Here is a 23140-nt window from a genome sequence, read left to right as displayed (position 1 = left end):
CCCCGCTCCCCGGTCGCGGAGAGACCGGGCCACCGGCCACCGGCCCCGGCGCCCCTCCCGAGGACACCGCCCCTGTCGGCCCCGGCGATGCCTCGAGCACCGGGGAAGCGACCACCGAGAGCACCGCGCCCGCGGCCGGGGACGGGGCCGGGCCCCGGGTCCACCCCGTGGACGAGTGCCGGCCCTTCACCCGCGTCCTGCTCTTCGGTGTCCAGCACGTCCTGGTGATGGCCGCCACGCCGATATCCGCCATCTTCCTGATGAGCGCCACACTCGGTCTCGACGCGGACCTCACGGTCGACCTGCTCTCCGCGGCCTTCGTGCTCTCCGGTGCCGGGTCCCTCGTCCAGTCGCTCGGGCCCTGGAAATTCGGCCCGCGGCTGCCCTTCGTGATGCTCCCGGGCGGCGCTCCGCTGATCCTCTTCCTCGCGATCGCCGAACAGCACGGTCTGCGAACGGCCGGCGGCGCCGTGATCCTCACGGCCGTCTTCTGCTTCGTCGTCCTGCCGGTGTTCTCCCGGTTGCTCGCCTTCTTCCCGGCCCTCGTCATCGGCACGATGATCGTCATCGTCGGTGTGAACCTGGTGAAGGTCGGCGCGGTCCTCGTCACCGGGACGCCCGGCTCGCCCGGCTTCGCCGATCCGGGCGACCTCGGTCTGGGCATGGCCACGATCGGCTTCACCGTCGTCTTCTACCTGGTCTTCACCGGTGTCCTGCGCCAACTGGCCGTGATGCTCGGCCTGCTGGCGGGCACCGTGCTCGCCGCGGCGACCGGCGCTCTCGAATCCGGCCACCCCGTCGGCGGGCAGCTCGTGAACCTGCCACAGCTGATGCCCTTCGGCACACCCGAGTTCCATCTCGTCGCCGCACTGCCCCTGATGCTCTACAGCCTGGCCTCGATGGCCGAAGCCACCGGGCAGACCGTCATCAACGCCGAAGCGGTCGGCAAGAGGATCGACCGGCGCACCGACGTGCCGAAGACCGTGCGCGGCGACGCGCTCACCTCGCTCTTCGGCGGCTTCTTCGGGCTGCCGCTCATGGTCACCAGCGGCGAGAACATCGGCATCGTCCGCGTCACCGGCGTACGCAGCCGGTTCGTGACCGCCGTGGCCGGTGTCGTCCTCATCGTCATCGGGCTGCTGGCACCCGTCACCCACGCGATCAGCGTCGTTCCGTCCCCGGTCGTCGGCGGCACCGCCATGGTGGTCTTCGCCGTCATCACCGTGCTCGGCATCCAGATGCTCGGCCGGTCCGACCTCGACCGCCACACCAGCACCTTCGTCTGCGCCGTCGCGCTCGCCCTGGGACTGCTGCCCATCCTCGTTCCCGGTGTCTACGGCGGCTTCCCGCCCGACGTCCGCATCCTTCTCGAAAGCGGCGTCGCCGTGGGCGCGTTCGTCGCCGCCGTCCTCAACGTGCTCTTCCACCATGTCAGGCCCGGTCTCGCAGCGCGTGCGACCCTCACCCGTACAGGAAGCGACCGATGAAGGCATTCGACCGCGAGGTTCTCCGCTGCCCCGGTAGGTTCCTGCTCGCGCCGGACGCCGTACTGCTGCCCGAGGGCCCCGCCGACGGGTGGGCCGTGGTGGTGGCCGGCGGCCGTTTCGAGGACGTCGGGCCGGCGGACGAGCTGGGGAGCAGGCATCCGCTGGCGCGTGCCGTCCGCCTGCCCGGCCACCTGCTGATGCCCGGATTCGTCGACGCCCACCACCACCTCACCCAGAGTTTCGGCGCCGCCCTCGCCTTCGGGGAACCCTCGGAGATCTTCCGCCGGGTCTGGGTGCCCCTGGAGGGAGCGCTGGACGAGGAAGCGGCCTACACGGCGGCCAAACTCGCCGCTCTCGAGGCCCTGCGCGGTGGGTTCACCACCGTCGCGGACGCCGGCATCCGCGCCGACGTCGACGTGGACGTGGTCGCGTCGGCCGCGCGGGACGCGGGAGTGCGCTGCGTCCTCGGCCTGGTCTGCAACGACGTCGACGCCGGTGTCGCCGCGGAGCACCGGACCGTTCTCGAGGCCGCCGAGAAGCACCTCGCCCGCTACGAGGGTGATCCGCTCGTCCATCCCTCCCTCGCCGTCTCCATCCCGGAAGCGGCGACCGAGCGCACCCTGCGCGACACCGCGCGCCTGGCCACCGAGGCCGGGGCGGTCATGCAGATCCACGTCAACGAGCACCTGGCTGGCGTGGAACGTTCCCTCGTACGCCATGGGCTGCGGCCCCTGGAACACCTGCACCGCGTCGGCGCGCTCGGCCCTCACCTGCTCGCCGCGCACGCCACGCTCCTCACCCCGCGCGAGCTGACCCTCCTCGCCGACACCGGGACCGCCGTCAGCTACAACCCGGTCGCCAGCGCCTGGAAGGGCAACGCGGTCGCACCCGCTACCGCCATGACCGAACGCGGAGTCCGCGTCGGGCTCGGCACCGACGGCACCCGCGGCGACGGCTTCCGGCTCGCGGAGGCCGCCGAGTTCGCCCAGCGGCTGGCCTACGGACTGGCCACCGGGGACTCGTCGTGCGGCGCCGGCTGGACCTGGCTGGAGCAGGCGACCCGCGGGGGAGCGGACGCCGTCGGGCTCGGCACCCGGATCGGCACCGTCGCACCGGGCAGTGCGGCCGACTTCCTCCTGGTCGACATCGGCACACCGGAGCTCGCGCTCTCCTGGGACCTGCCCTGGGAACTGGTCCGGCGCGGCAACCGCGACCAGATCACCGCCGTCTTCGTCGCCGGCCGCCTGCGCATGTGGCGCGGCCGGCCCACCGACTGGGACGGGGCCGCGCTGGTGCGACGCGCGGCCGAGCTGGCCCGTGCCGCCGTGGCCGAGGCAGGGGTGACCCGGGCGCACCCCACCTCCACGGCGGCGAGGGCGCTGACCCGGGCTCAGGAACGGAGCGCGGGCCGGTGAGTACGCAGACACTGGCGGTCCTGGCGCTGACGGTCGCCGTCGCCGCGTTCGTCCAGGGCAGCAGCGGCCTCGGATTCGCGTTGATCGTCGCGCCCGTGGCCGGAATCATCGACCCCGGCCTCGTACCGGTCTTCGTCCTGGCGTCGATGATCCCGCTCAACCTGTACGTCGCCTGGCGTGAACGGACGTCGCTCGACCTGCGTGGCGCGGGCTGGATCACCGGGGCGCGGCTCGCCGCCACCCCGGCGGGGCTGGCCCTGCTGTGGCTGATCCCGGAGCGCAGTCTCGGCCTCTTCGTGGGCGTCGCGACCGTCCTCGCGGCCGTGGTGAGCCTCGCCGCGCCCGTGTTCACGCCGGGTAGGGCCGCGTACGTCGGCGCCGGCGCGGTGACCGGGCTGACGGAGACGGCGACCGGCGTCGGCGGGCCGCCGCTCGCGCTGGTCTACCAGCACCGGACACCCGCGGAACTGCGTTCCACCGTCGCCGCCTGCTTCCTCGTCGGGGAGGTCGCCTCCCTGGCGCTGCTGTTCGCGACGGGCAGGGGAGAGGTGGCCGAGCTCGGACGGGCGGTCGTCCTGCTGCCCGCGATCGGCGCCGGTGCGTGGCTCAGCCGCCTGGTGCACCACCGGCTCGACGCACACAGGATGCGCCTGTTCGTGCTGGTCTTCGCCCTGGTCTCCGGGATCGTGCTGATGCTCGGACTCTGAACCGGCCCGGGGCGGACCTCGGGCGCCGGCTCCTGTTCGCGGTGCCCGTGCTCGTGCTGTGCCGGGCGGGGCGCGGTGCCGGGGCCGGCGGGGCTCGGGGTGGGTGGTCAGGCGGTCGGCCTGCGCACCGATGAGGCCCGCGCGATCAGGCGCGGCTCCGGGGAGACCGCCACCGTCGGCGTGGCGGTCTCCCCGCGCAGCCGTCCCAGCAGCAGTTCCACCGCGTCGGACGCCACCCGGTCCAGGTGCAGATCGACCGCCGTCAGGGGCGGTTCGCAGGTGCGGGCCCGCAGACCGTCGTAGCGGGTGACGACCATGACGTCGTCCGGTACGGCCCGCCCGGAGTCCCGGATGGCCCGGACCGCGCCCACCGCGAACGCGTCGACCAGCGCGCACACCGCGTCGATGCCCGGATGCCCGGCGAGCAGCGCGGCGCACGCCTCGTACCCCGCCTGCTCACCGCCCGCCTCCGCGACCCGTGCCACGCGCGGTGTCCAGTCGTACTCCTCGGCCAGGCGCTCATAGGCGGCGAGCGCGTCGACGGACGAGTGCCGCGAGCCGGATCCGACGAGCAGCGCCGGCCGGACCGCTCCCTGTCCGTGCAGGTGGCGCAGCAGCAGCTCCGCGACCCGCCCACCGCGCAGGTCGACGTAGGGGGCGTCCTCGTCCGGCGCCATCGGCCTGCCGAGCGACACGTACGGCAGCCCGCGCTCGCGCAGTTGCGCCGCAGCCGCGTCCTCGACGTCCGGCTCGACCACGATGGCCCCGTCGATGTCCACGGAGTACAGCGCCGAACCCGACTGCACGGGCGGCACGAGCACCAGGGCGAAGCCGTGCGACAGGGCACTCTCCGCGGCGGCCGCGGCGACCTCCATGTAGAACCCGAGCCGCGACGGCCCGCCCGCCACGGCGAACGGCATGGACGACGCGAGCGCGATCGCCTTCGCCTGTCCTCGGCGCAGGCGTTGCGCCCGGAGATTGGGGCGGTAGCCCAGCTCCGTCGCCGCCCGCCTGACGCGCTCCCGGGTCCGGGGGTCGACCTTGCCGAGTCCGTTGAGGGCGTGGGACACGGTCGTGCGCGAGACCCCTGCGACGCGAGCGACGTCGGCGATGGTCGGCTGTCTCGGGCCGGGGGCGGAAGCAGGCATCCGCGCGGACTCTCCTCGCTGGCGGTACGGGGTGGGCCCCACCATCTTCCCCGACCCGGCGGACACCTGCGCGCACCGGTGCCGCCGGACTCCGGTTCCGGCTCACTCGTTCTTCGCGCGGTCAGGAGGCCCCGGCCGTGAGCGCGGAGAGCTCCCCGAGCACGCGGGCCGCCGGTGCCGGGTCGACCAGCCACTTCAGGTGGCTGCCCCCGAGGGTCCGGACGTCGTACGGGTTGTCCGGTGTCAGTTCGTCGCCCTCGCGGATCAGCCGGTCCTGCATGACCAGAGGCATGCTCGCGTCGTCCGCCAGACGCACGAAGGTCTTCGGGACGCGGCCCCACGTCGCCGCCTGCGCCCGGTCGGCGGCGCCGCCGACGTCGAGGTTCTCGTCGGGCTGGAAGGTGTTCAGGAAGGTGAGGAACTCCTCCTCGGTGCCGTCGGCGAGGAAGGCGGCCTTGAGCGCGGCGAGGGCGGCCTGGTCCGCGGTGCGGAAGTTGACCCGCAGCAGCCCGAGTTCCGCCGGATTCCCGGCCATCGCCAGACCGACCGAGGCGGCGTCGACCGTGGCCATCTCCGGCTCGGCGTAGTAGTCGTTCACGTCCAGCCGGACCGGGCACCAGGCGGCGACGTAGACGATGCGGTCGATGAGGTCCGGGCGCGCGTTGGCCACGGCGGTGGCCGTGATGCCGCCCCGGCTGTGCGCGACCAGGATCACCGGTCCGTGCTCCTTGGCCCGCTCCAGGACGCCGATGACGTGCGCGGCGTTGTCGGCGAGGGTGACCCCCTTCAGGGAGCCGGGCGCGGTCGCGAGACCTTCGGCGTCCTGCGGCGCCTGGTACGCGTGCGAGTAGCTCGCCGCGAAGCCGTGGCCGGGGAGGTCCACGGCGACGGAACGGTGCCCCAGCAGGCCGAGTTCGGCCTGAAGGGGTGCGAAGGAAAAGGAATTCGCGAAGGCGCCGTGTACGAGTACGAACGTCGGCTGCATGGTCTACCCACTCTCCGGCCGGGGCAGCGAACGGTTGCCCGATAGAGCATCGGACCCTACGCAGCGAAAGATCAGCGGCGCAACCGGTCCGAAGCCCTCCGCTTCTCCGTCGCGACGGCCCGGAAGCGACCGTACGCCCGGAGACGGACCTCCTCGCGGCCCGGCCGGCTCAGTCGCGTGCGTGCGGCGTCGCCGACCGGTGGAGTTCCCACAGGAACGGGCTGTCGAGGCGGGCGTCGTCGGCGCGGTCTCGTACATCGGTGAGCAGCCAGCCCAGCAGTTCCACGGTGGCGGGGTACTCGCCGTAGAAGCCCATGTGCAGGTCGGTGATCTCGTAGGCGCACAGCACGTCGTCGACGAGGTCCGCCAGGTGCGCGTCGGCGGCCGGATGGCGGGTGGCGGTCCAGGTGTCCAGCCAGGGGCGCAGGCCGTTCGTGGCGACGCTGACGAGGCTGAGGGTCTTCCTGATGGAGACGGGACTGGGGTGGGTGTGCAGGGTGGCCTCCCACCAGGCGGACCACACGTCGCGCAGAGCGCCGGTCAGGGGCGCCTCCCAGGTGGTCCAGCCCACCTGGAGCAGGCGGGAGGCGATGAGTTCCTCGTCGACGTGGAGTTCACCCGTGACGACGGACCGGACGATGCGCGGGACGAGACGCCGATAGAGACGTGCGGGGGCGTCCCAGTGGTCGGGCCCCTCCGCGGCGACGGCGGGCACCAGGTCGTCCGGGACGAGGTGCAGCGGACCGGACAGCGCGGCGAGGTCCTGCTCGGAGTAGCAGTACGTACACCCCGTGACGGGGAAGGGCTCTTCGGAGGCGAAGGCGTGGTCCAGCGCGTCGAGCGCGGCCGTGAGCCGGCGTGGGACATGAGACATGGCGACCTGCCGAGGGACTCCGTCGGCAGCGCCGTCGAAGAGAGCAGGTTAGCACGCGTGTTCCACTCGCCCCCTCCGGCGGTCCGGCGACGGGGAGGTGAGCGCCGATGCTCCCGTCCCCGCTGCCTCCGCGGCCGAGACGGAGGCGGTGAGGAGCCGGAGCACGACCGGAGCCGGTGGGTGAGCGTCTGCGAGACTGACCCGATGATCGTGAGACTCGGGCGGGACGCCGATGTGTCCGGCTTCCTCGGCCTCGCGGCCCAGGTGGAACACTGGTTCGGCCCGATGGTGGACGAGCCGGGCTTCCGTCGCGCCGTCGAGGACCATGTGCGCCGCTCCCTGGCCCTCGTCGCCGTCGACCCGACGTCCGGTGAACTCCTCGGAGGGCTGCTGTTCGGGGTGGCGGCACCGGTCCATCACGTGCACTGGCTGGTGGTGGACGAGCGGGCGCGCGGGCTGGGGGCCGGCCGGGAACTGATGACGCAGGCGGTACGGCGGTTCGTCCGCGGGCCGGGCACCATCGAGGTGGTGACCTTCGGCGCGGATCACCCCGGAGCCGTGGCGAGCGGCGCCCGTGTCTTCTACGAGCGCCTGGGGTTCCGTCCCGCCGAGGCCGCGGAGCCGGGCCCCGAAGGCGGTTCCCGCCAGGTCTACCGCCGCCGAGCCCCGGGACCGCCCGACACCCCTCCTCGCCGGGCGGCTCACTGAGAAGACCGCGCCGGCCCCGCGAGCGACGGGCGGGAGGGAGCGGGGCCCGGCAGACACGCCGGACCCCGCCGGGCGGGGGCCGTTCAGCGGGAGGGAGGTTCAGCCGCTGAGCGTGAACGTCTGCGCGGAGGTCCCGGAACACGGCTGCTGGGACAGGCGCGCCCCGTCGGCCGTGGAGGCGTCGTCGAGCGAGCGTGAGGACCGGCGGATGCGCGAGGCGGCGGCCCGTCAGTGGGGGGAGGCGGGTGCCGCGGGGGCGGTCGCGGTGCCCGTGAAGGCGTCCAGGATGCGTTCCGCGGCCAGCGTGGCCGTCAGCTCCCCCTCCCTGACCTGCTGTTCGAGCCGCGGGGCGAGAGTGCGAACGGCCGGGTCGGCGTGCAGACGGCCCAGCAGCTCCTCGCGGACCATGGCCCAGACCCAGTCGACCTGCTGGGTGCGCCGCTTCGCGGCGAGGCGGCCGGTGGTGTCCAGCAGTGAGCGGTGCTGCTCCAAGCGCTCCCAGACGGCGTCGAGACCCGCCGCCTCGCGCGCGCTGCAGCTGAGCACCGGCGGTGTCCAGAAGGCGTCCTGGCCGTGCATGAGCCGCAGGGCGCCCGCCAGTTCACGGGCCGCCGCGCGGGCGTCGCGTTCGTGCGGGCCGTCGGCCTTGTTGACGGCGATGACGTCGGCCAGCTCCAGCACCCCCTTCTTGATGCCCTGCAACTGGTCCCCGGTGCGGGCCAGGGTGAGCAGCAGGAAGGAGTCGACCATGTCGGCGACGGCCGTCTCGGACTGGCCGACCCCGACCGTCTCCACCAGCACCACGTCGTAACCGGCGGCCTCCATCACCACGATCGACTCGCGGGTCGCCTTCGCGACCCCGCCGAGCGTCCCGGCGGTGGGGGAGGGGCGGACGAACGCCGCCGGGTCGACGGCCAGCCGTTCCATCCTCGTCTTGTCGCCGAGGATCGAGCCACCGGTGCGGCTCGAGGACGGATCGACGGCGAGGACGGCGACCCGGTGCCCGAGCCCGGTCAGCATCGTGCCGAAGGCGTCGATGAACGTCGACTTGCCCACGCCCGGCACGCCACTGATCCCGATCCGCCGGGCCCGGCCGCCGTGCGGCATCAGCTCGGTCAGCAACCGCTGGGCGAGCGCCCGGTGCTGGGGACGGGTCGACTCGACGAGGGTGATCGCCCGGGCGACGACCGCGCGCCTGCCGTCGAGGACGCCCTTGACATACGCATCGAGATCGAGAGCCATCACGTCACCGGCTCACAGCTCGCCGAGTCCGAGTGCGGACGCCAGCCGTCGCACCAGGTCACGGGCGGCGTCCGGGATCACCGTGCCCGGCGGGAAGACCGCGGCCGCACCCATCTCCAGCAGAGTCGGCACGTCCTGCGGCGGAATCACCCCGCCGACGACGACCATGATGTCCTCCCGCCCCTCCTCGGCGAGCGCCTCGCGCAGCGCCGGGACGAGCGTGAGGTGCCCGGCGGCCAGGGACGACACGCCGACGATGTGCACGTCCGCCTCGACCGCCTGCCGGGCCACCTCGGCCGGGGTCTGGAACAGGGGGCCGACGTCCACGTCGAAGCCGAGGTCGGCGAAGGCGGTGGCGATCACCTTCTGGCCCCGGTCGTGACCGTCCTGGCCCATCTTGGCGACCAGGATGCGCGGTCGGCGGCCCTCCCCCTCGGCGAAGGCGTCCACCACCGCCCGGGTGCGCTCCACCGCCGGCGACTCGCCCGTCTCGTTGCGGTACACACCGGCGATGGTACGGATCTGCCCGGCGTGCCGCCCGTACACCTTCTCCAGGGCGTCCGAGATCTCGCCCACCGTGGCCTTGGCGCGGGCGGCGTCCACCGCCAGCTCCAGCAGGTTGCCGTCGCCGCCGGCGGCCCGCGTGAGCGCGTCCAGGGCGTGGCGGCACGCGCTCTCGTCCCGCTCCTCGCGCAGCCGCCGCAACTTGGCGAGCTGCTGCGCGCGTACCGAGGAGTTGTCGACCTTGAGCACCTCGATCTGCTCGTCGGACTCCACCCGGTACTTGTTCACGCCGATCACGGGCTGCCGACCGGAGTCGATCCGCGCCTGGGTGCGGGCGGCGGCCTCCTCCACCCGCAGCTTGGGGATGCCCGCGTCGATGGCCTGCGCCATGCCGCCGGCCCGCTCCACCTCCTGGATGTGCTGCCAGGCCCGGCGGGCCAGGTCGTACGTCAGCCGCTCGACGTAGGCGCTGCCGCCCCAGGGATCGATGACACGGGTCGTCCCGGACTCCTGCTGGAGCAGCAGCTGGGTGTTGCGGGCGATGCGGGCGGAGAAGTCGGTGGGCAGGGCCAGCGCCTCGTCGAGGGCGTTGGTGTGCAGGGACTGGGTGTGCCCCTGGGTGGCGGCCATCGCCTCCACGCACGTGCGCGTGACGTTGTTGAAGACGTCCTGCGCGGTCAGCGACCAGCCGGAGGTCTGCGAATGCGTGCGCAGGGAGAGCGACTTGGCGTTCTGCGGGTCGAACTGCCTGACCAGTTTCGCCCACAGCAGCCGCGCCGCCCGCAGTTTGGCGATCTCCATGAAGAAGTTCATGCCGATCGCCCAGAAGAACGACAGCCGGGGCGCGAACGCGTCCACGTCCAGCCCCGCCTCCCGCCCGGCCCGGATGTACTCCACACCGTCGGCGAGGGTGTACGCCAGCTCCAGGTCGGCCGTCGCCCCGGCCTCCTGGATGTGGTAGCCGGAGATGGAGATCGAGTTGTAGCGGGGCATCCGCTGCGAGGTGTACGCGAAGATGTCGGAGATGATCCGCATCGACGGCTTCGGCGGGTAGATGTAGGTGTTGCGGACCATGAACTCCTTGAGGATGTCGTTCTGGATGGTCCCGGCCAGCTTCTCCGGCGGCACACCCTGTTCCTCGGCCGCCACGATGTACAGCGCCAGCACCGGCAGCACGGCACCGTTCATCGTCATCGACACGCTCATCCGGTCCAGCGGGATGCCGTCGAAGAGCTGCCGCATGTCGTAGATCGAGTCGATGGCGACGCCCGCCATGCCGACGTCGCCCGTCACCCGCGGGTGGTCGCTGTCGTACCCGCGGTGGGTGGGCAGGTCGAAGGCGACGGACAGGCCCTTCTGTCCTGCCGCGAGGTTGCGGCGGTAGAAGGCGTTGGACTCCTCGGCCGTGGAGAACCCCGCGTACTGGCGGATCGTCCAGGGCTGGTTGACGTACATCGTCGGGTAGGGGCCGCGCAGGTACGGGGCGATGCCCGGACGGGTGCCCAGGAAGTCCAGTCCCTCCAGGTCCTGCCCGGTGTACAGCGGCTTGACCGTGATCCCCTCCGGCGTCTGCCAGAGCAGGTCGTCGCCGTCGGCGGCCTTCTTCACCGCGGCATGCCACTCGTCGAGGCCGGCGGCGGGGGAGGGGGTCCCCAGCTCGATCGCCGAGAAGTCGGGGATGGACATCAGGACACTCCCATGCGGTCGAGGGTTGCGCGGAGCACGGCGACCGCGTCACAGCCCGCGAACACGTACGTGTCCACGCCCGCGTACGGTCCGGGACGGCCGGCCAGGAACACGTGCTCGGCGCCCGCCTCCCGCAACGCGGCGGCGGTGGCCTCGGCCTGCTCCGCGTAGAGCGCGTCGCTGGAGCACAGGCACACCTCCCGCGCGCCGCTCTCCTCGAAGCCGCCCTCGGTGACGGCCTCGATGCCGCCCGCCTGGAAGAGGTTGGCGGCGAAGGCGAGCCGGGAGCTGTGCGCGGCGGCCGGGCCGAGCGCTGCCAGGTGGACGCGCGGCCGGGAGCCCGTCGCGGCCAGATGCGCGTCGGAGCGGGCGCGCAGCGCCTCGAAGGCCTCGTCCCGCCGTACCCGGGGCAGGCCCCCGGACGGCCGCGGGGGTGCGGGCTCGCGTGCGACGGGTTTCTCGTCCAGGTGCGGGAACTCGCTGACCCCGGTGACCGGCTCCCGCCGCTTCGCCAGCTGCGCGCTGCGCACGGCCCACGTCTCGGCCAGCCGTTCACCGACCGCCCCGGAGCGCAGCGCGGCCGCCTGCCCGCCCGCCCGCTCGATCTCCTGGAAGAACCGCCAGGCGGCGTGCGCCAGTTCGTCGGTCAGACGCTCCACGTACCAGGAGCCGCCCGCCGGATCGATCACCCGGGACAGATGCGACTCCTCGATGAGGATGGTGGAGGTGTTGCGGGCGACACGTCGGGCGAAGGCGTCCGGCAGACCGAGCGCGTCGTCGAAGGGCAGCACCGTCACGGCCTCGGCGCCACCCACCCCGGCGGCCAGGGCGGCGACCGTGGTGCGCAGCATGTTCACCCACGGGTCGCGGCGCGTCATCATCACCGGCGAGGTCACCGCGTGCTGGAGCTGGGCCCCCGCCCGGGGCGCACCGCAGACCTCGGCCACCCGAGCCCACAGGCGGCGCGCCGCGCGCAGCTTGGCGATGGTCAGGAACTGGTCGGCGGTCGCGGCGTACCGGAACTCCAACTGCGCCAGGGCCTGAGCCGTGTCCAGTCCGGCCGCGGTCAGTTCCCGCAGGTAGGCCAGGCCCGTCGCCAGTGAGCAGCCCAGCTCCTGCGCCGCCGAGGCGCCGGCCTCGTGGTACGGCAGCGCGTCCACGGTCAGCGCACGCAGCGCAGGGTGGCGCGCGGCGCACAGCCGGGCCAGCTCGGTCACGGCTCCGCTGTCGTACGGCCTTCCGGAGCGGGCCTCGTGCCCCAGCGGGTCGGCACCCAGGTTGCCGCGGGCGGCGTCCGCGGCGACGCCCCGTTCCTCGTGGATCCGCAGCAGCTCCCGCGCCGCCGGCTCGAACGCGTCGCCCGCTTCCAGGACTACGGGAGCCAGGTCGAGGAGGACGCCGTCGAGAGCGCCGTCGAGTGCGGTGACGGGGATGCCGGCGGACCCGCCGACGGTCAGCCACAGGGACGTGACGCCGTTCTCCAGGTCGGCCAGGACCGAGGCCGGGTCGGCCGACGCGTGCCGCTGGCGCACGTCCCAGCCGCCGACGGCGGCGCCCTGGGGGCGGCCGCCGCGCACGAAGGGCGGGAAGCCCGGAAGGCCGGGCTCGGGCGCCTCGTCGCGCGCGGAGTACAGCGGACGGGCCCGCAGCCCGTCCTGCAGTGCCGTGGACAGGGCGTCCTCCGCCTCGTCGTCCGGCACCTCCCGGCCCGACCTGCGCAGCACACCCGCCACCAGGCGCTGCCACTGCTCATGTGTCGCGTCGGGGAACTCGGCCGCCAGGGCGAGTCCGTCGTCAGGCAGGAGCGTCATGCTCGGATGTTAGGTCAGGCCGGCAGACGAGCAGCAGAGTGGGCCGGTGTGAGGTTGTTCTCTCCGGCGGTGTGACGTGCGTCGTCGGGTCCTCCGTGGGCCCGTCCCCTCCGGGCCCGTCAGCGGGCATCGGGCATGTGCCGTTCGAGTGGTCGGGACCGCCCCCGGGTGCCAGAGCGATGAGTTCCGGCGGCGTGCCGGGTCTCATGGGGGTGACGGTCGCCGAAGCGCACTCGGGGGGATCGCCGCACCGCACCCGCACCGGAACCGCTGTCGAGGAGACGACATGACCGCCACCTACACCTTCGACGTGTTTTCCAGCCTCGACGGCTACGGAGCCGCCGGGGGCGACTGGTCCGGCTACTGGGGCAAGCAGGGCCCCGAACTGCTCGACCACCGCCTCGCCTTGTACGGCCCGGAGCAGCGGATGGTCTTCGGGGCCCGTACGTACCGGGTCTTCGCGCAGATGCTGGCCGCGAGCAGTGAGGGGTCCGACGTGCGTGATCCCTGGGTCACCCGGATGAGGAACCTGCCGGCCACCGTGGTGTCGACGACGCTGGAGGGCCCCCTCGACTGGCCGAACGCGACCGTCGCGAAGGGCGACGCCGTGGATGTCGTCGCCCGGCTCAAGGAGGAGTCCCAGGTGCCGTTGCGCTCGCACGGCAGCCTGTCGATGAACCGGGCCCTGATGGCCGCCGGCCTGGTCGACCGGGTACAGGTCACGCTGTTCCCCGTCATCACCGGTCGGACCGGGCTGGACCCGGTCTTCGAGGGGGCGGCCGACTTCGACCTGGAACTGGTCGAGAACCGGACGCTGGACGGTCACATCCAGGAGCTCGTCTACCGGCCGACCCTCCACTGAGGGACCGCCGGGACCGTTCGCGCCACGCACGCAGGGCCGCGAGACCCGGGCCGAGGGGCCACCGGCGTCCGGTGGCTGGTGGCTGGCGCCTGGTGGCTGGTGGCGGAGGTTGCCCGGGCACCGAGACGGCACGCGGCGGGACCCGCGCGCGTCCGGAGCACTGCGGCCGGGTGCGCCAGGGACTTCGAGGTCAGCCGAGTGTGCGCCGGACGAAGGCGAGGATGGCGTACAGGGCGGGGAGGGTCTGACCGGCTCCGCCGCCCGGCAGCGGTGAGGCGTGGGCCGAGGTGGCGGCTGTGGCGAGGACGGCGGCGGTGGTTGCCATGGTCGCGGCCAGGCGCTTGATCTGTCGCATGCCCCGACGAACGACGTCCTCGCCGGAAAGGGTTCGCGGTCCGGCGGAGTCCTCACCGCAACGGAGGGGGTGGTTCACCGCTACGGAGCAGGACGAGCGGACGCGGGGCGCAGGACACGCGCCGACGCCGGAGCGGCCGGGAAGCGTCCTCGGGCGGCGGACCCGATCCGGCGTTCCCCCACCCCCGGATGACGCACCATGGGACAACCAGGGGCGCCACCGCCCCGCGGGAGCGCCGCACTGGGCGCCGACGGGGAGGAGAGACGTGGACGTGCACGGATCGCGGGCGACGGCCGCGGAGATGCGGGAGGCGGTGCGCGTGCTGCTGCGCGTACTGGAGCCGGAGCAGGTGAAGGAGTTGCGGGAGCGGCCCGCCCGGCTGGACGCGCCCGAACTGCGGGAGTGGACCTATCTGCCCGGCCCGCGCCCCGGTCTGTCCACCGAGGGACTCGACGCCCGGCAGCGCGAGGCCGTCGACGCGCTGCTGACCACCGCGCACAGCGCGCCCGGCGCGGAGCTGGCGCGCGGGGCGATCGAGGTGGAGCGCCACCGCCGCGCCACCGTCGGCGCCGCGGGGGCCGACCGCTACTGGGTGCGACTGCTCGGGGATCCGGAGGGTGACGCCCCCTGGGGCTGGCGGATGAACGGCCACCACCTCGCCGTCCACGTACTGGTGACGACGGCCGGGCTGCGGGTGACGCCGCACTTCGTCGGTGCGGAGCCCGCCCGCGTCGCGCACGGCCCGCAGGCCGGGCGGCGGCTGCTGGGACCGGAGGAGGACCTGGCCCGGGAACTGGTCACGGACCTGGACCTCGGCCGACGGTCGAGGGCCGTCTTCGCCGCCGAGCCCCCGGACGACATCCTGACCCGCGACGACCCGTTCGCCGATCCCGGCCTGCTGCCGGCCGGCCTGGCGCACGGCGACATGTCGCCCGGTCAGCAGCGGCTGGTGGAGCGGCTGGTGCGCCGCTACCTCGACCGGGCACCCGCGGTGTACGCGCGGGAGTGCTGGTCCGACGTCGTGGCGCACGGGCTGGGCACCCTCTCGTTCGCGTGGGCGGGCGGCCGCGAACCGGGGGACCGGCACTACTACTGCGTTCGGGGCCCGGATCTGCTCATCGAGTACGACAACACCCAGGACGACGGCAACCACGCCCACTCCGTGTGGCGGCACGTCCGGCACGACTGGGGCGCCGACCTGCTCCGCGCGCACTACACGGAGCAGCACGGGTGAGGGGAGCCCGCGCGCCCCGACCCCACCCCGGCGGCTCGCGGCCCGGAAACCTCAAACAGTGGTGAAAAGCGTACAACCACCGAAGGGGTGCAAAGGTCTCAACAGGTGGCTTCAGCAACACCATGGGGAGGCCAGTCGATTCACGGATCGAGGTGCCATGAAGCGTTCCACACAAGCCGTCGGGGCGACACTGATCGCCGTCGGGGCCATCGGGGCGGGGCTGCTGGCGACGGCTCCCGTCGCCGGCGCGGCGACCAGCGGTACGACCGCGGCGTACAACGGGGTCTGCGGCTCCGGGTACAAGGTGGTGAACTCCATGCCGATCGGCAGCACCGGCACGGTGTACCTCACCTACAACTCGTCCACGGGCAAGAACTGCACGGTGACGATCCGCAACACCGCCGGCGCACCGAAGTACATGGTGGCCTACGTACGCAACGTCGACACCAGCGAGGACCAGTACGACGCCGGTGAGTACCGCTCGTACGCGGGACCGGCGTACGCGTTCGCGCGCGGTGCCTGCGTCGAGTGGGGCGGGGTCATCGACACCCTGCAGGCCTGGAACTACGGCTCCAACTGCGGTGCGCTCGCGGCCAAGGCCCCGCAGAAGGACTGGTTCGCCGGCGAACGGTGAGACGGCGGCCCACGAGACGGACCGAGGGCTCCGCCGGACGGCGGGGCCCTCGCACGGTGTCGGGACCCGTGTCCGCAACCGGCGGTGCCGCACCGTCCGCGGACCGCCGGCCCGGCTCCGCCGGCCCCGGCATGTCGCGGCCCGCTCCGCCGCGACAGTCGGCGAAGATGCCGGGGCGGTGGATGCGGCCCCGGGGATCCGGAACCGACGGTCTCGGCGAACAGAGCACCCCCGGGCACCTTTTGCGGAACGGGCAGGGAGACGGATGTGGCGATCGGGCGGGTCGGACTCGTGGTGCACGGTGGTCGCGAGGGCGCCGCGGCGGCCGCGCGGGACGTCCGGGACTGGTGCGGCGAGAACGGCGTGGGGTGCACCGACATCGACGTGTGGAGCGACGACGGCCGGCACAGCGCGCGCGAGGAGGTGGAGGCGGCGGGGAACCCGGACCTCGTCGTGACCCTGGGCGGTGACGGCACCTTCCTGCGCGGCGCCCGGCTGGCGGCCGAGAACGACGCCCTGATCCTCGGCGTCGACCTGGGACGGGTCGGGTTCCTGACCGAGATCCCGGCACCGGCGGTGCGCTCCGCCCTCGATGCCGTCCGGGACGGCGGCGTCGACCCGGAAAGCCGCATGCTGCTCACCCTGCGCGCGTCCCGCCGTCTGGAGGTGCCCGAGGCCATGGAGGCGCTGCTGCGCTACGGGCGAGGCCCGTTGCTGCCTCCGCCCCGGGTCCGCACCGACTGCGAGAGCGGCGACGAGTGGGGCATCGCGCTCAACGTGTCCGCCCTGAACGACGTGGTGCTCGAAAAGCTGTCGCGGGACCGGCAGATCTCCGTCGGCGTCTACGTCTCCGGCCGCCTGCTGGCTTCGTACTCCGCCGACGCCCTGGTGGTGGCCACCCCGACGGGATCCACCGCCTACAGCTTCGCCGCGGGCGGGCCCGTCGTCTCGCCCCGGGCGGAAGCGCTCGTCTTCACGCCCGTCGCCCCGCACATGACGTTCGACCGCTCGGTGGTCGCCGCACCGGACGAACCGATCGGCCTGCGGATCCTGGAACGGTCCGGGCAGGCCGCCGTCAGCATCGACGGGCAGCTGCGGGGCGTCCTCGACCCGGGGGACTGGCTCGGCGTCTACGCGGCTCCCCGCCGGCTGCGCGCGGTGCGGCTCGGGCCCGTGGACTTCTACGGCCGGCTACGGGAACGCATGCGTCTGACCGATGCCCCGGCCGCGGTCGCCGACGGCACGCCCGCTCCGTTGTGGCCGGTGAGCACCCCACCTCCCGGGGACCTCGCCCACCTGGCCATGCCGGCGCCCACCACCGGAGGGGCGTGACGCCCCGGCCTCGGCGGGACGAGGGGAGGGCCGCGGCCGGAAAGGGCCGTCGGCGCACCCGCCCGGGAGCCGCCGTCACGGCTCGATCGGTTCGTCCAGCGCCGCGAGCAGCGCCAGGTCGGGAACCCGCCCGTCGGCGAGGGACTGCTCCGTCCAGACGACCTTCCCCGCGGGGGTGTAGCGCGTTCCCCAGCGCCGGGCGAGCTGTGCGACCAGGAAGAGGCCCCTGCCGCCCTCGTCGGTGATGGCCGCCTGCCGCAGATGCGGGGAGGTGCTGCTCCCGTCGGACACCTCGCAGATGAGCGTGCGCTCGTACAGCAACCGCACGTGGATCGGCTCGGACCCGTACCGGATGGCGTTCGTGATCAGTTCGCTGAGCACCAGTTCGGTGGCGAACGCCATCTCGTCCAGACCCCAGGCGGCCAGTTGACGACTGCACGCGGTGCGGACGGTGCCGACGGCGGCGGGGTCGCGGGGGACGTCCCAGTCCGCGACGCGGGAGCTGTCCAGGCGCCTGGTACGGGCGACGAGCAGTGCGACGTCGTCGCGTCGGTGTGCGGGCAGCATGCGGTCGAACACCGCCTCGCAGGTCTCCTCCGGAGAGGCGCCCGAGGAGTCGGCGAGCGTACTGCGCAGCATCTCCAGACCCGCGTCGATGTCGCGGTCGCGCTGCTCGACCAGGCCGTCGGTGTAGAGGACGATGCCGGTGCCCTCGGCCAGGTGCAGCTCGGCGGTCTCGAAGGGGAGACCGCCCAGGCCCAGCGGAGGCGCGACGGGGACGTCGGGGAACTCCACGGCGCCGTGCGGATGGACCAGGGCGGGGGCGAGGTGCCCCGCGCGCGCCATGCTGCACAGGCCCGAGACCGGGTCGTAGACCGCGTACAGGCAGGTGGCGCCCGTGATCCCCTCTCCGCCCCGGCCGTCGGGGTCCTCCTGGTCGAGGCCGCTGACCAGCTCGTCGAGATGGGTGAGGAGCTCGTCCGGAGGCAGGTCGAGGGTCGAGAAGTTGTGCACGGCGGTGCGCAGCCGGCCCATCGTGGCCGCGGCGTGCATCCCGTGCCCGACCACGTCGCCCACGACGAGGGCGACCCGGGCGCCGGGCAGCGGGATGACGTCGAACCAGTCGCCCCCGACCCGGGCCTGGGCGGACAGATAGCGGTAGGCGACGTCGACGGCGCTCTGGTGGGGCAGCACGTGCGGCAGCAGGCTGCGCTGGAGAACCTCCGCCATCGTGTGCTCGCGCGTGAAGCGACGGGCGTTGTCGATGGCGACGGCGGCGCGGGCGGCCAGCTCCTCGGCGAACGTGACGTCGTCCCCGTCGAAGGGGCCCGAACCGTCCGCACGCCAGAAACGTGCCAGGCCCAGCGGAATGCCGCGCGCCTGCAGCGGCACCGAGATGAGCGAGCGGATGCCGTACGCGAGGACCTGCTCCGCGCCGGCCGGGTCGAGGGCCTGCCGGCCGTGGGCTGCCGTCAGGTCGGCCTCCAGCACCGCGTGGCCGTCGGCCCGGCCCGGCGCCGAGGGCGCGCCCGGGGCGGCGAAGGGTGCGACCGTGCTGCCGACCGGGTGGAACGGGTGGTCCTCCCGGACGCCGCGCAGGGCCGCCCGCCGCAGCTCCGTGGACGCGCCGGAGGGCTCGTCACCGCGCATCACGGCGTCCAGGAGCTCCACGGTGGCGAAGTCGGCGAACCGCGGAACGGCCACATCCGCCAGCTCCTCGGCCGTGCGGGTGACGTTCAGGGTCGTCCCGACGCGCATCCCCGCCTCGTGGAGCAGCTTCAGCCGCTCGCGTGCCACCTCGGCCGTGCCGGCCAGCGAACGCAGCTCCGTGGTGTCGCGGAGGGTCGCCACCTTGCCCGAGGGGCCGCCGTACGGGGCGGTGCGCCTGGTGTTGACGGCCACCAGCCGGTCACCGGCCAGGTGCACCTCGTCCGTCACGGAGCGCTCGGAGGAGAGCAGCTCCACGATGGCGGAGTCCAGGCCCAGCCCGGTGATGTGCCGCCCGTCGCAGTCCTCCGGCAGTTCCAGCAGGCGCCGCGCCTCGTCGTTGGCCAGCACCAGGTGACCGTCGTCGCTCACGATGAGGACGCCCTCGCGGACGGCGTGCAGCACGGCGTCGTGGTGCTCGTACATCCGGGTCATCTCGGTCGGCCCGATGCCCCGTGTCTGCCGTCTCAGTCGTCGGCTGACCAGGGCGGCGCTGCCGACGGCGAGCACCAGCGCGACACCTCCCGAGACGAGGATCAGCGGAATCTGGCCCGCCAGCGCCTGCCCGACCGTCCCCAGGGTCACCCCCGCGGCGACGAGCCCCACGACGACGCCCCGGCCGTCCGTGACCGGGACGACGGCCCGGGCCGCGTCCGACGGATCGCCCTCGTAGATCTCGGTGTACGCCTCGCCCCGCGCCGCCCGCCCGACGTCCTCCGCCCGCTCACCGATCAGCCGCGGATCGGTGTCGGCGTAACGGGTGCCGTCCGTCTCCATCACGGCGATGAAGTCCACCCCGGTGCCTTCGTGGGCCGCGGCCACGTACGGCTGCAGCGCGGCGGTCGGATCGTCCGACCGCAACGCCGTGACGAAACCCGGTGACCGGGCGAGGGCCACCGCGACGGCCCGCGACCGCTCCTGCGCGTCGTGCTCCGTGTCGCTGCGCGTCTGGACGGTGACTCCGACGGCTGCCGCCACGATCAGCAGCACGGCGACCACGACCTGGAGGAACAGGACCTGCCCGGCGACACTGCGTCCGCGCAGCCCCCACCAGTGGCGCGGACTCCTTCCGCCACCGGCCAGGTCGACGGGCGGTCGACCTGCGCGAACGGATCGAGCAGTACGCCCAGACATACACCATTTCTAACACTGTCCGATGGTCTGCCGCCCCCGCGCTCTCAGCCGAAGATGTCGTGCGTGCGGCGGTACAGGGCGTCGGTCCGGTCGCGCACGTCCCGGTACACCGCCTCGAGGCGGCGGTAGAGGCCGGTGTCTCCGGGTTCGCCCGTGCCGCCGGGCCCGCGTGGCCCGCCCTCGGCACACGGCGGTCGAGGGTCCCGGGGACCCTACGCGGTGGCCCGGATCGCGGAGATGTCGAACTGGAGCCGGACCTTCTCGCTCACCATGCTGCCGCCCGCTTTGAGCCGCTGGTTGTAGACGAGTCCCCAGTCCCTGCGGTCGATGGTCGTGGTGCCGTCGAAGCCCGCGCGCTCGTAGCCGAACGGATCCATGACGGAGCCGAGGTAGTCCAACTGGATCTCCACGGGCCCGGTCGTGTCCCGGATCGTGAGGTCCCCCGTCATGCGGAAGGTCTCCCCGGCCTCGTGGACCGTGGCGGTGCTGCGGAACGTCATCTCCGGATAGCGGCGCGCGTCGAAGAAGTCCCGGCCCACGAGGTGACCGTCGCGTTGCTCCACGCCCGTGTCGACGCTGGCGACTCGGATGACCAGTTCCGCCCGGGACTGGGACGGCCGGGCCCCGTCGAAGTAGAGCGAGCTGTCGTAGTCGGCGAAGGCCCCGCGGACGGTCGTGACCATGGCGTGCCGCACGGAGAACCCGATCCGGCTGTGCGGGCGGTCGATGGTCCAGTGCCCGGTCAGCGCCCGAAGTGCCGGGTCGAGTGTGGCGTCGGCCGCCGCGGTCTGCACGAGGGGATGGTCGGAGTCGACAGCCGACGGCGGGTCGATCACGGAGGTCTGGCGGCGGCTGAAGATACCCATGAGTCGTGGCCTTTCCAAGTTGGATCACTTGGTGTTATCACGGAGCCGACGGGTTGGACGGGTCGAGATGTCTGGCCTCGTCTGGCTTCCATGATGCCGACCGCAGAACTGCACAAGTTCGTCATGAGTGATGAGGCGGCTGCCTGGCGACGCGGAAAGCGGTGGGGCAGTGCACCGGGTGCGGGTGCGGGTGCGGGTGCGGGTGCGGGTGCAGGTGTGGGGTGTGGGCCGGGCCGGCCGGGTCGCCGGGTGCGGCGACGCACCCCGGCGGGCCACCGCGCGGATCGAGGCGAGTGCCGACGGCCCGCCGTCCTATTCGGCCGGGTCCTCCTCCGACTGCCGGACGGCGCGCTTGACCGCCCTCTCGACTCCTTCCGTCGTCTGGCCGCTGACCGTGGCGTGGTCGGCGAACGCGGCCTGCGCGGCTTGGACGGCCTCCCGCCAGGCCCGGTGCTGCGCGTCGAACTCCTCGCCTTCGAGTCCGGCGAGCCGGGCACGCTGCTCTTCCGCCGCCCGTTCAAGAACGATCAGGTCGTGAGGAATGTCCACGCCGCCGATCCTAGGCCCGGACCCGGCGAGGCCCCGCCCCCGACCCGCGGGCATCGTGAGGCGGCCGCGAGGACCGGAGAGGGCTTCTGCGGGGGTCCGGCGGCGTCGCGGGCAGTCGGCCTCCGCCCTGCGGGCGCGCCCTCCCCGGAAGCTCGACGGTTCGGCCGTGTGGGCAACGCCTGGGGAGGGGAACCGGCAGGGGAGCGGACGACACCGGCTACTTGCGGAGGATCCATGGGCGACTACCCCCGACTGCTGCAGACCGTGCTGGACACCACCGACCCCCGGCAACTGGCCGAGTTCTACAGGAACCTGCTCGGTCTGACGTACCGGCCGGGGGACGAGCCCCCGGCCGACGGTGCGCCGGAGGAGCCTGACTGGCTCGTACTGCGCACGCCCGGCGGAGCGAACCGCCTCGCCTTCCAGCTCGTGGACCGTCTGCCGCGCACGACATGGCCGTCGCACGACCTTCCGATGCAGGCGCACCTCGATCTCACCGTGCCCGACACCGCGGCGCTGACGCGCCAGCGTCTGAGGGCCGAGTCGCTGGGGGCGGAACTCCTGCTCGACCGCTTCGACGATCCGGAGGAGCCGCTGTACGTCCTCGCGGATCCCTCGGGACACCCGTTCTGTCTCTTCGTCTCCTCGGCGCAGCCGATGCCCACGGAGGTCCTCGACGGCCCGCCCGGCGACGAGGCGTAGGGCCTGCCCGGCGAGATTCCGGCCGGACAGCCCGCTAACGCGCGCTACCGGCGTCCATCAGGGACTGCGGGCCCGGCTGGGTCGCGATGCGGTCGGTCTCGTCCTGGACGAGCAGGGACAACAGGGAGGCCACGGTGAGGCCCGCCTCCGCCGGGTGGCGCAGGACCTTGTTCGGGTCTATGCGGTACGTGTTGGTGCGCCCGTCGCGGGTGTGGGAGAGGTAACCGTCCTGCTCCAGATCGGAGATGATCCGCTGGACGGCGCGCTCGGTGAGCCGGCAGTGGGCGGCGATGTCGCGGATCCGGACGTTCGGGTTGTCGGCGATGACCGCCAGTACACGTGCGTGGTTGGTGACGAACGTCCATCCGCTGTGCGACTCAGGTACTCCAACCATGCACAGCATTGTAGGACCACCTTTGTCGGATGCAGAATACGTGACATACTTTTCGCGTAACAGATGACGCGATCCCCCACGGGAGAGTCACAGGAGGGACCCGAGGGTGTCTATCGACGGGGCCGAGACAGAGGCCGAAGCAGAGGTCGCGGCAAGCGGGAGCGTGCTCGACGCCGGCGACGAGAGCGGGGCGTCGGCGGTCCCGGCCGGCGTGCGCGTTCCGGACGGTTCAGCGGTGGTGCAGTACGCGTGGCACGACGCGTGGGTCGTCGTCGCGAGCGGCTCCTACGACATGCACTCCATCACGCCGCTGGCGGAGGCGATGGGGGTGGCGGCGGCGAAGCACGAGAAGGTGGTCGTGGACGCTTCCGGGATCGCGTTCGCGGACTCGACGCTCCTCAACCTGCTGATCCACACCCACCTGGCCACTGATCTGCGCGTGGCCGCGCCGACACCCCAGCTGCGGCGGGTCCTGGAGCTCACCGGAGTCGACGCCGTCCTGAAGGTGCACGGGACGGTGGAGGACGCCGCTGCCCGGTAGCCCCCCTTCGCAGGCCGCGAAGTCCCGTCGGCTCCCGCGGAGGCCGCCCTACTCCTCGGAGAGCCTTCCGTGGGAGCTGTCGACCGGGGGCGGGTCCCGCGGGGAGGCCGACCACGGCAGGAAGTACCGCGACATCACGCCGCTCACCCATTCCGGCTGCTTGACGTCCACCACGTGGAACCCCGTCATCGCCGGCATCAGGCCGATGGTCGGCGTGCCGAGGCCCACCACCGTCAGCTGGCGCTGTCCACCACCGGCATCAA

22 protein-coding genes are annotated in these 23140 nt (G+C 73.1%); 10 read left to right on the top strand and 12 right to left on the bottom strand.

Translation table 11 applies throughout. The annotated features are described in order from the left end of the window. The first annotated feature begins 167 nt into the window (after positions 1-167). From SAM23877_RS02710 to SAM23877_RS02700, 3 genes are read left to right on the top strand one after another with little or no spacing between them, the layout of a single operon-like run. Positions 168-1487, top strand: coding sequence for a uracil-xanthine permease family protein (locus tag SAM23877_RS02710; RefSeq protein ID WP_053142097.1), 1320 nt, complete (start codon positions 168-170; stop codon positions 1485-1487). Continuing rightward, complete coding sequence (locus tag SAM23877_RS02705; protein ID WP_053126526.1) at positions 1484-2902, top strand: amidohydrolase family protein; 1419 nt, start codon at positions 1484-1486, stop codon at positions 2900-2902. The genes SAM23877_RS02710 and SAM23877_RS02705 overlap by 4 nt, the downstream gene beginning before the upstream one ends. Continuing rightward, positions 2899-3609: a sulfite exporter TauE/SafE family protein gene (locus SAM23877_RS02700; protein ID WP_053126524.1), complete on the top strand. Its 711-nt coding sequence runs from the start codon at positions 2899-2901 to the stop codon at positions 3607-3609. The genes SAM23877_RS02705 and SAM23877_RS02700 overlap by 4 nt, the downstream gene beginning before the upstream one ends. Positions 3610-3716: 107 nt before the next feature. Here SAM23877_RS02700 and SAM23877_RS02695 read toward each other — a convergent pair whose 3' ends face one another. From SAM23877_RS02695 to SAM23877_RS02685, 3 genes are all read right to left on the bottom strand, one after another. Beyond that, positions 3717-4757, bottom strand: a complete 1041-nt coding sequence (locus tag SAM23877_RS02695; protein ID WP_053126522.1) for a LacI family DNA-binding transcriptional regulator — start codon at positions 4755-4757, stop codon at positions 3717-3719. 121 nt (positions 4758-4878) lie between these two features. Then, the gene (locus SAM23877_RS02690) at positions 4879-5742 is read right to left on the bottom strand and encodes an alpha/beta hydrolase (protein ID WP_053126520.1); all 864 of its coding nucleotides are present in this window, start codon (positions 5740-5742) and stop codon (positions 4879-4881) included. A gap of 169 nt (positions 5743-5911) precedes the next feature. Next, entirely contained in the window at positions 5912-6616 is a 705-nt protein-coding gene (locus tag SAM23877_RS02685; RefSeq protein WP_053126515.1) for a hypothetical protein, read from the bottom strand. 204 nt (positions 6617-6820) lie between these two features. Between SAM23877_RS02685 and SAM23877_RS02680 the strand changes: the two genes are divergently transcribed. After that, on the top strand, positions 6821-7324 hold the full coding sequence (locus SAM23877_RS02680; RefSeq protein ID WP_053126508.1) for a GNAT family N-acetyltransferase: 504 nt from the start codon (positions 6821-6823) through the stop codon (positions 7322-7324). A gap of 228 nt (positions 7325-7552) precedes the next feature. Here the strand turns inward: SAM23877_RS02680 and meaB are convergent, their stop codons facing one another. The 3 genes from meaB to SAM23877_RS02665 are packed head-to-tail and all read right to left on the bottom strand — an operon-like array spanning position 7553 to position 12567. Continuing rightward, positions 7553-8566 (bottom strand): methylmalonyl Co-A mutase-associated GTPase MeaB, encoded by a 1014-nt coding sequence (meaB, locus tag SAM23877_RS02675; RefSeq protein WP_174532184.1) that lies wholly within the window; start codon positions 8564-8566, stop codon positions 7553-7555. Positions 8567-8578: 12 nt separating this feature from the next. Then, positions 8579-10756: a methylmalonyl-CoA mutase gene (gene scpA / locus SAM23877_RS02670; protein ID WP_053126504.1), complete on the bottom strand. Its 2178-nt coding sequence runs from the start codon at positions 10754-10756 to the stop codon at positions 8579-8581. After that, positions 10756-12567: a methylmalonyl-CoA mutase family protein gene (locus tag SAM23877_RS02665; protein ID WP_053126502.1), complete on the bottom strand. Its 1812-nt coding sequence runs from the start codon at positions 12565-12567 to the stop codon at positions 10756-10758. The genes scpA and SAM23877_RS02665 overlap by 1 nt, the downstream gene beginning before the upstream one ends. Positions 12568-12853: 286 nt before the next feature. Here SAM23877_RS02665 and SAM23877_RS02660 point away from each other — a divergent pair, with 286 nt between their 5' ends. Further along, complete coding sequence (locus SAM23877_RS02660; RefSeq protein WP_053126500.1) at positions 12854-13429, top strand: dihydrofolate reductase family protein; 576 nt, start codon at positions 12854-12856, stop codon at positions 13427-13429. 190 nt (positions 13430-13619) lie between these two features. Here SAM23877_RS02660 and SAM23877_RS39610 read toward each other — a convergent pair whose 3' ends face one another. Continuing rightward, the gene (locus SAM23877_RS39610; protein ID WP_158520023.1) at positions 13620-13784 is read right to left on the bottom strand and encodes a hypothetical protein; all 165 of its coding nucleotides are present in this window, start codon (positions 13782-13784) and stop codon (positions 13620-13622) included. A 265-nt stretch (positions 13785-14049) separates the two neighbouring features. Between SAM23877_RS39610 and SAM23877_RS02655 the strand changes: the two genes are divergently transcribed. The 3 genes from SAM23877_RS02655 (at position 14050) to SAM23877_RS02645 (ending at position 16984) form a co-directional block, all read left to right on the top strand. Next, complete coding sequence (locus SAM23877_RS02655) at positions 14050-15018, top strand: DUF3500 domain-containing protein (protein WP_244902906.1); 969 nt, start codon at positions 14050-14052, stop codon at positions 15016-15018. Positions 15019-15175: 157 nt separating this feature from the next. Beyond that, entirely contained in the window at positions 15176-15652 is a 477-nt protein-coding gene (locus tag SAM23877_RS02650; RefSeq protein ID WP_053126498.1) for a spore-associated protein A, read from the top strand. Between the two features lie 267 nt (positions 15653-15919). Beyond that, positions 15920-16984, top strand: a complete 1065-nt coding sequence (locus SAM23877_RS02645) for an NAD(+)/NADH kinase (RefSeq protein WP_053126495.1) — start codon at positions 15920-15922, stop codon at positions 16982-16984. A 75-nt stretch (positions 16985-17059) separates the two neighbouring features. Here SAM23877_RS02645 and SAM23877_RS02640 read toward each other — a convergent pair whose 3' ends face one another. The 3 genes from SAM23877_RS02640 to SAM23877_RS02630 all read right to left on the bottom strand — a co-directional run bounded on the left by SAM23877_RS02640 (position 17060) and on the right by SAM23877_RS02630 (position 21240). Then, a complete protein-coding gene (locus SAM23877_RS02640; RefSeq protein ID WP_079029982.1) occupies positions 17060-19825 on the bottom strand; it encodes a SpoIIE family protein phosphatase in 2766 nt (921 codons plus the stop codon). A 212-nt stretch (positions 19826-20037) separates the two neighbouring features. Beyond that, positions 20038-20691 (bottom strand): YceI family protein, encoded by a 654-nt coding sequence (locus SAM23877_RS02635; protein ID WP_053126493.1) that lies wholly within the window; start codon positions 20689-20691, stop codon positions 20038-20040. A gap of 312 nt (positions 20692-21003) precedes the next feature. After that, on the bottom strand, positions 21004-21240 hold the full coding sequence (locus tag SAM23877_RS02630) for a hypothetical protein (RefSeq protein WP_235614503.1): 237 nt from the start codon (positions 21238-21240) through the stop codon (positions 21004-21006). Positions 21241-21474: 234 nt separating this feature from the next. On the opposite strand from SAM23877_RS02630, the gene SAM23877_RS02625 reads away from it, so the two are divergent. Beyond that, positions 21475-21942 carry a VOC family protein gene (locus tag SAM23877_RS02625; RefSeq protein ID WP_053126491.1) on the top strand — a complete coding sequence of 156 codons (468 nt, stop codon included), beginning with the start codon at positions 21475-21477 and terminating at the stop codon, positions 21940-21942. A 34-nt stretch (positions 21943-21976) separates the two neighbouring features. On the opposite strand, the gene SAM23877_RS02620 is transcribed toward SAM23877_RS02625, so the two are convergent. Next, positions 21977-22336 (bottom strand): helix-turn-helix transcriptional regulator, encoded by a 360-nt coding sequence (locus SAM23877_RS02620; RefSeq protein ID WP_053142090.1) that lies wholly within the window; start codon positions 22334-22336, stop codon positions 21977-21979. 106 nt (positions 22337-22442) lie between these two features. On the opposite strand from SAM23877_RS02620, the gene SAM23877_RS02615 reads away from it, so the two are divergent. Continuing rightward, positions 22443-22877: an STAS domain-containing protein gene (locus SAM23877_RS02615; RefSeq protein ID WP_342342855.1), complete on the top strand. Its 435-nt coding sequence runs from the start codon at positions 22443-22445 to the stop codon at positions 22875-22877. Between the two features lie 48 nt (positions 22878-22925). Here the strand turns inward: SAM23877_RS02615 and SAM23877_RS02610 are convergent, their stop codons facing one another. After that, complete coding sequence (locus tag SAM23877_RS02610; RefSeq protein ID WP_159041975.1) at positions 22926-23075, bottom strand: hypothetical protein; 150 nt, start codon at positions 23073-23075, stop codon at positions 22926-22928. Between the last annotated feature and the right edge of the window lie 65 nt (positions 23076-23140).

This window comes from Streptomyces ambofaciens ATCC 23877, from assembly GCF_001267885.1.
GTDB lineage: Bacteria > Actinomycetota > Actinomycetes > Streptomycetales > Streptomycetaceae > Streptomyces > Streptomyces ambofaciens.
Note: the sequence above shows the minus strand (reverse complement) of the source record. Positions and strands in the feature narration are given on the sequence as shown.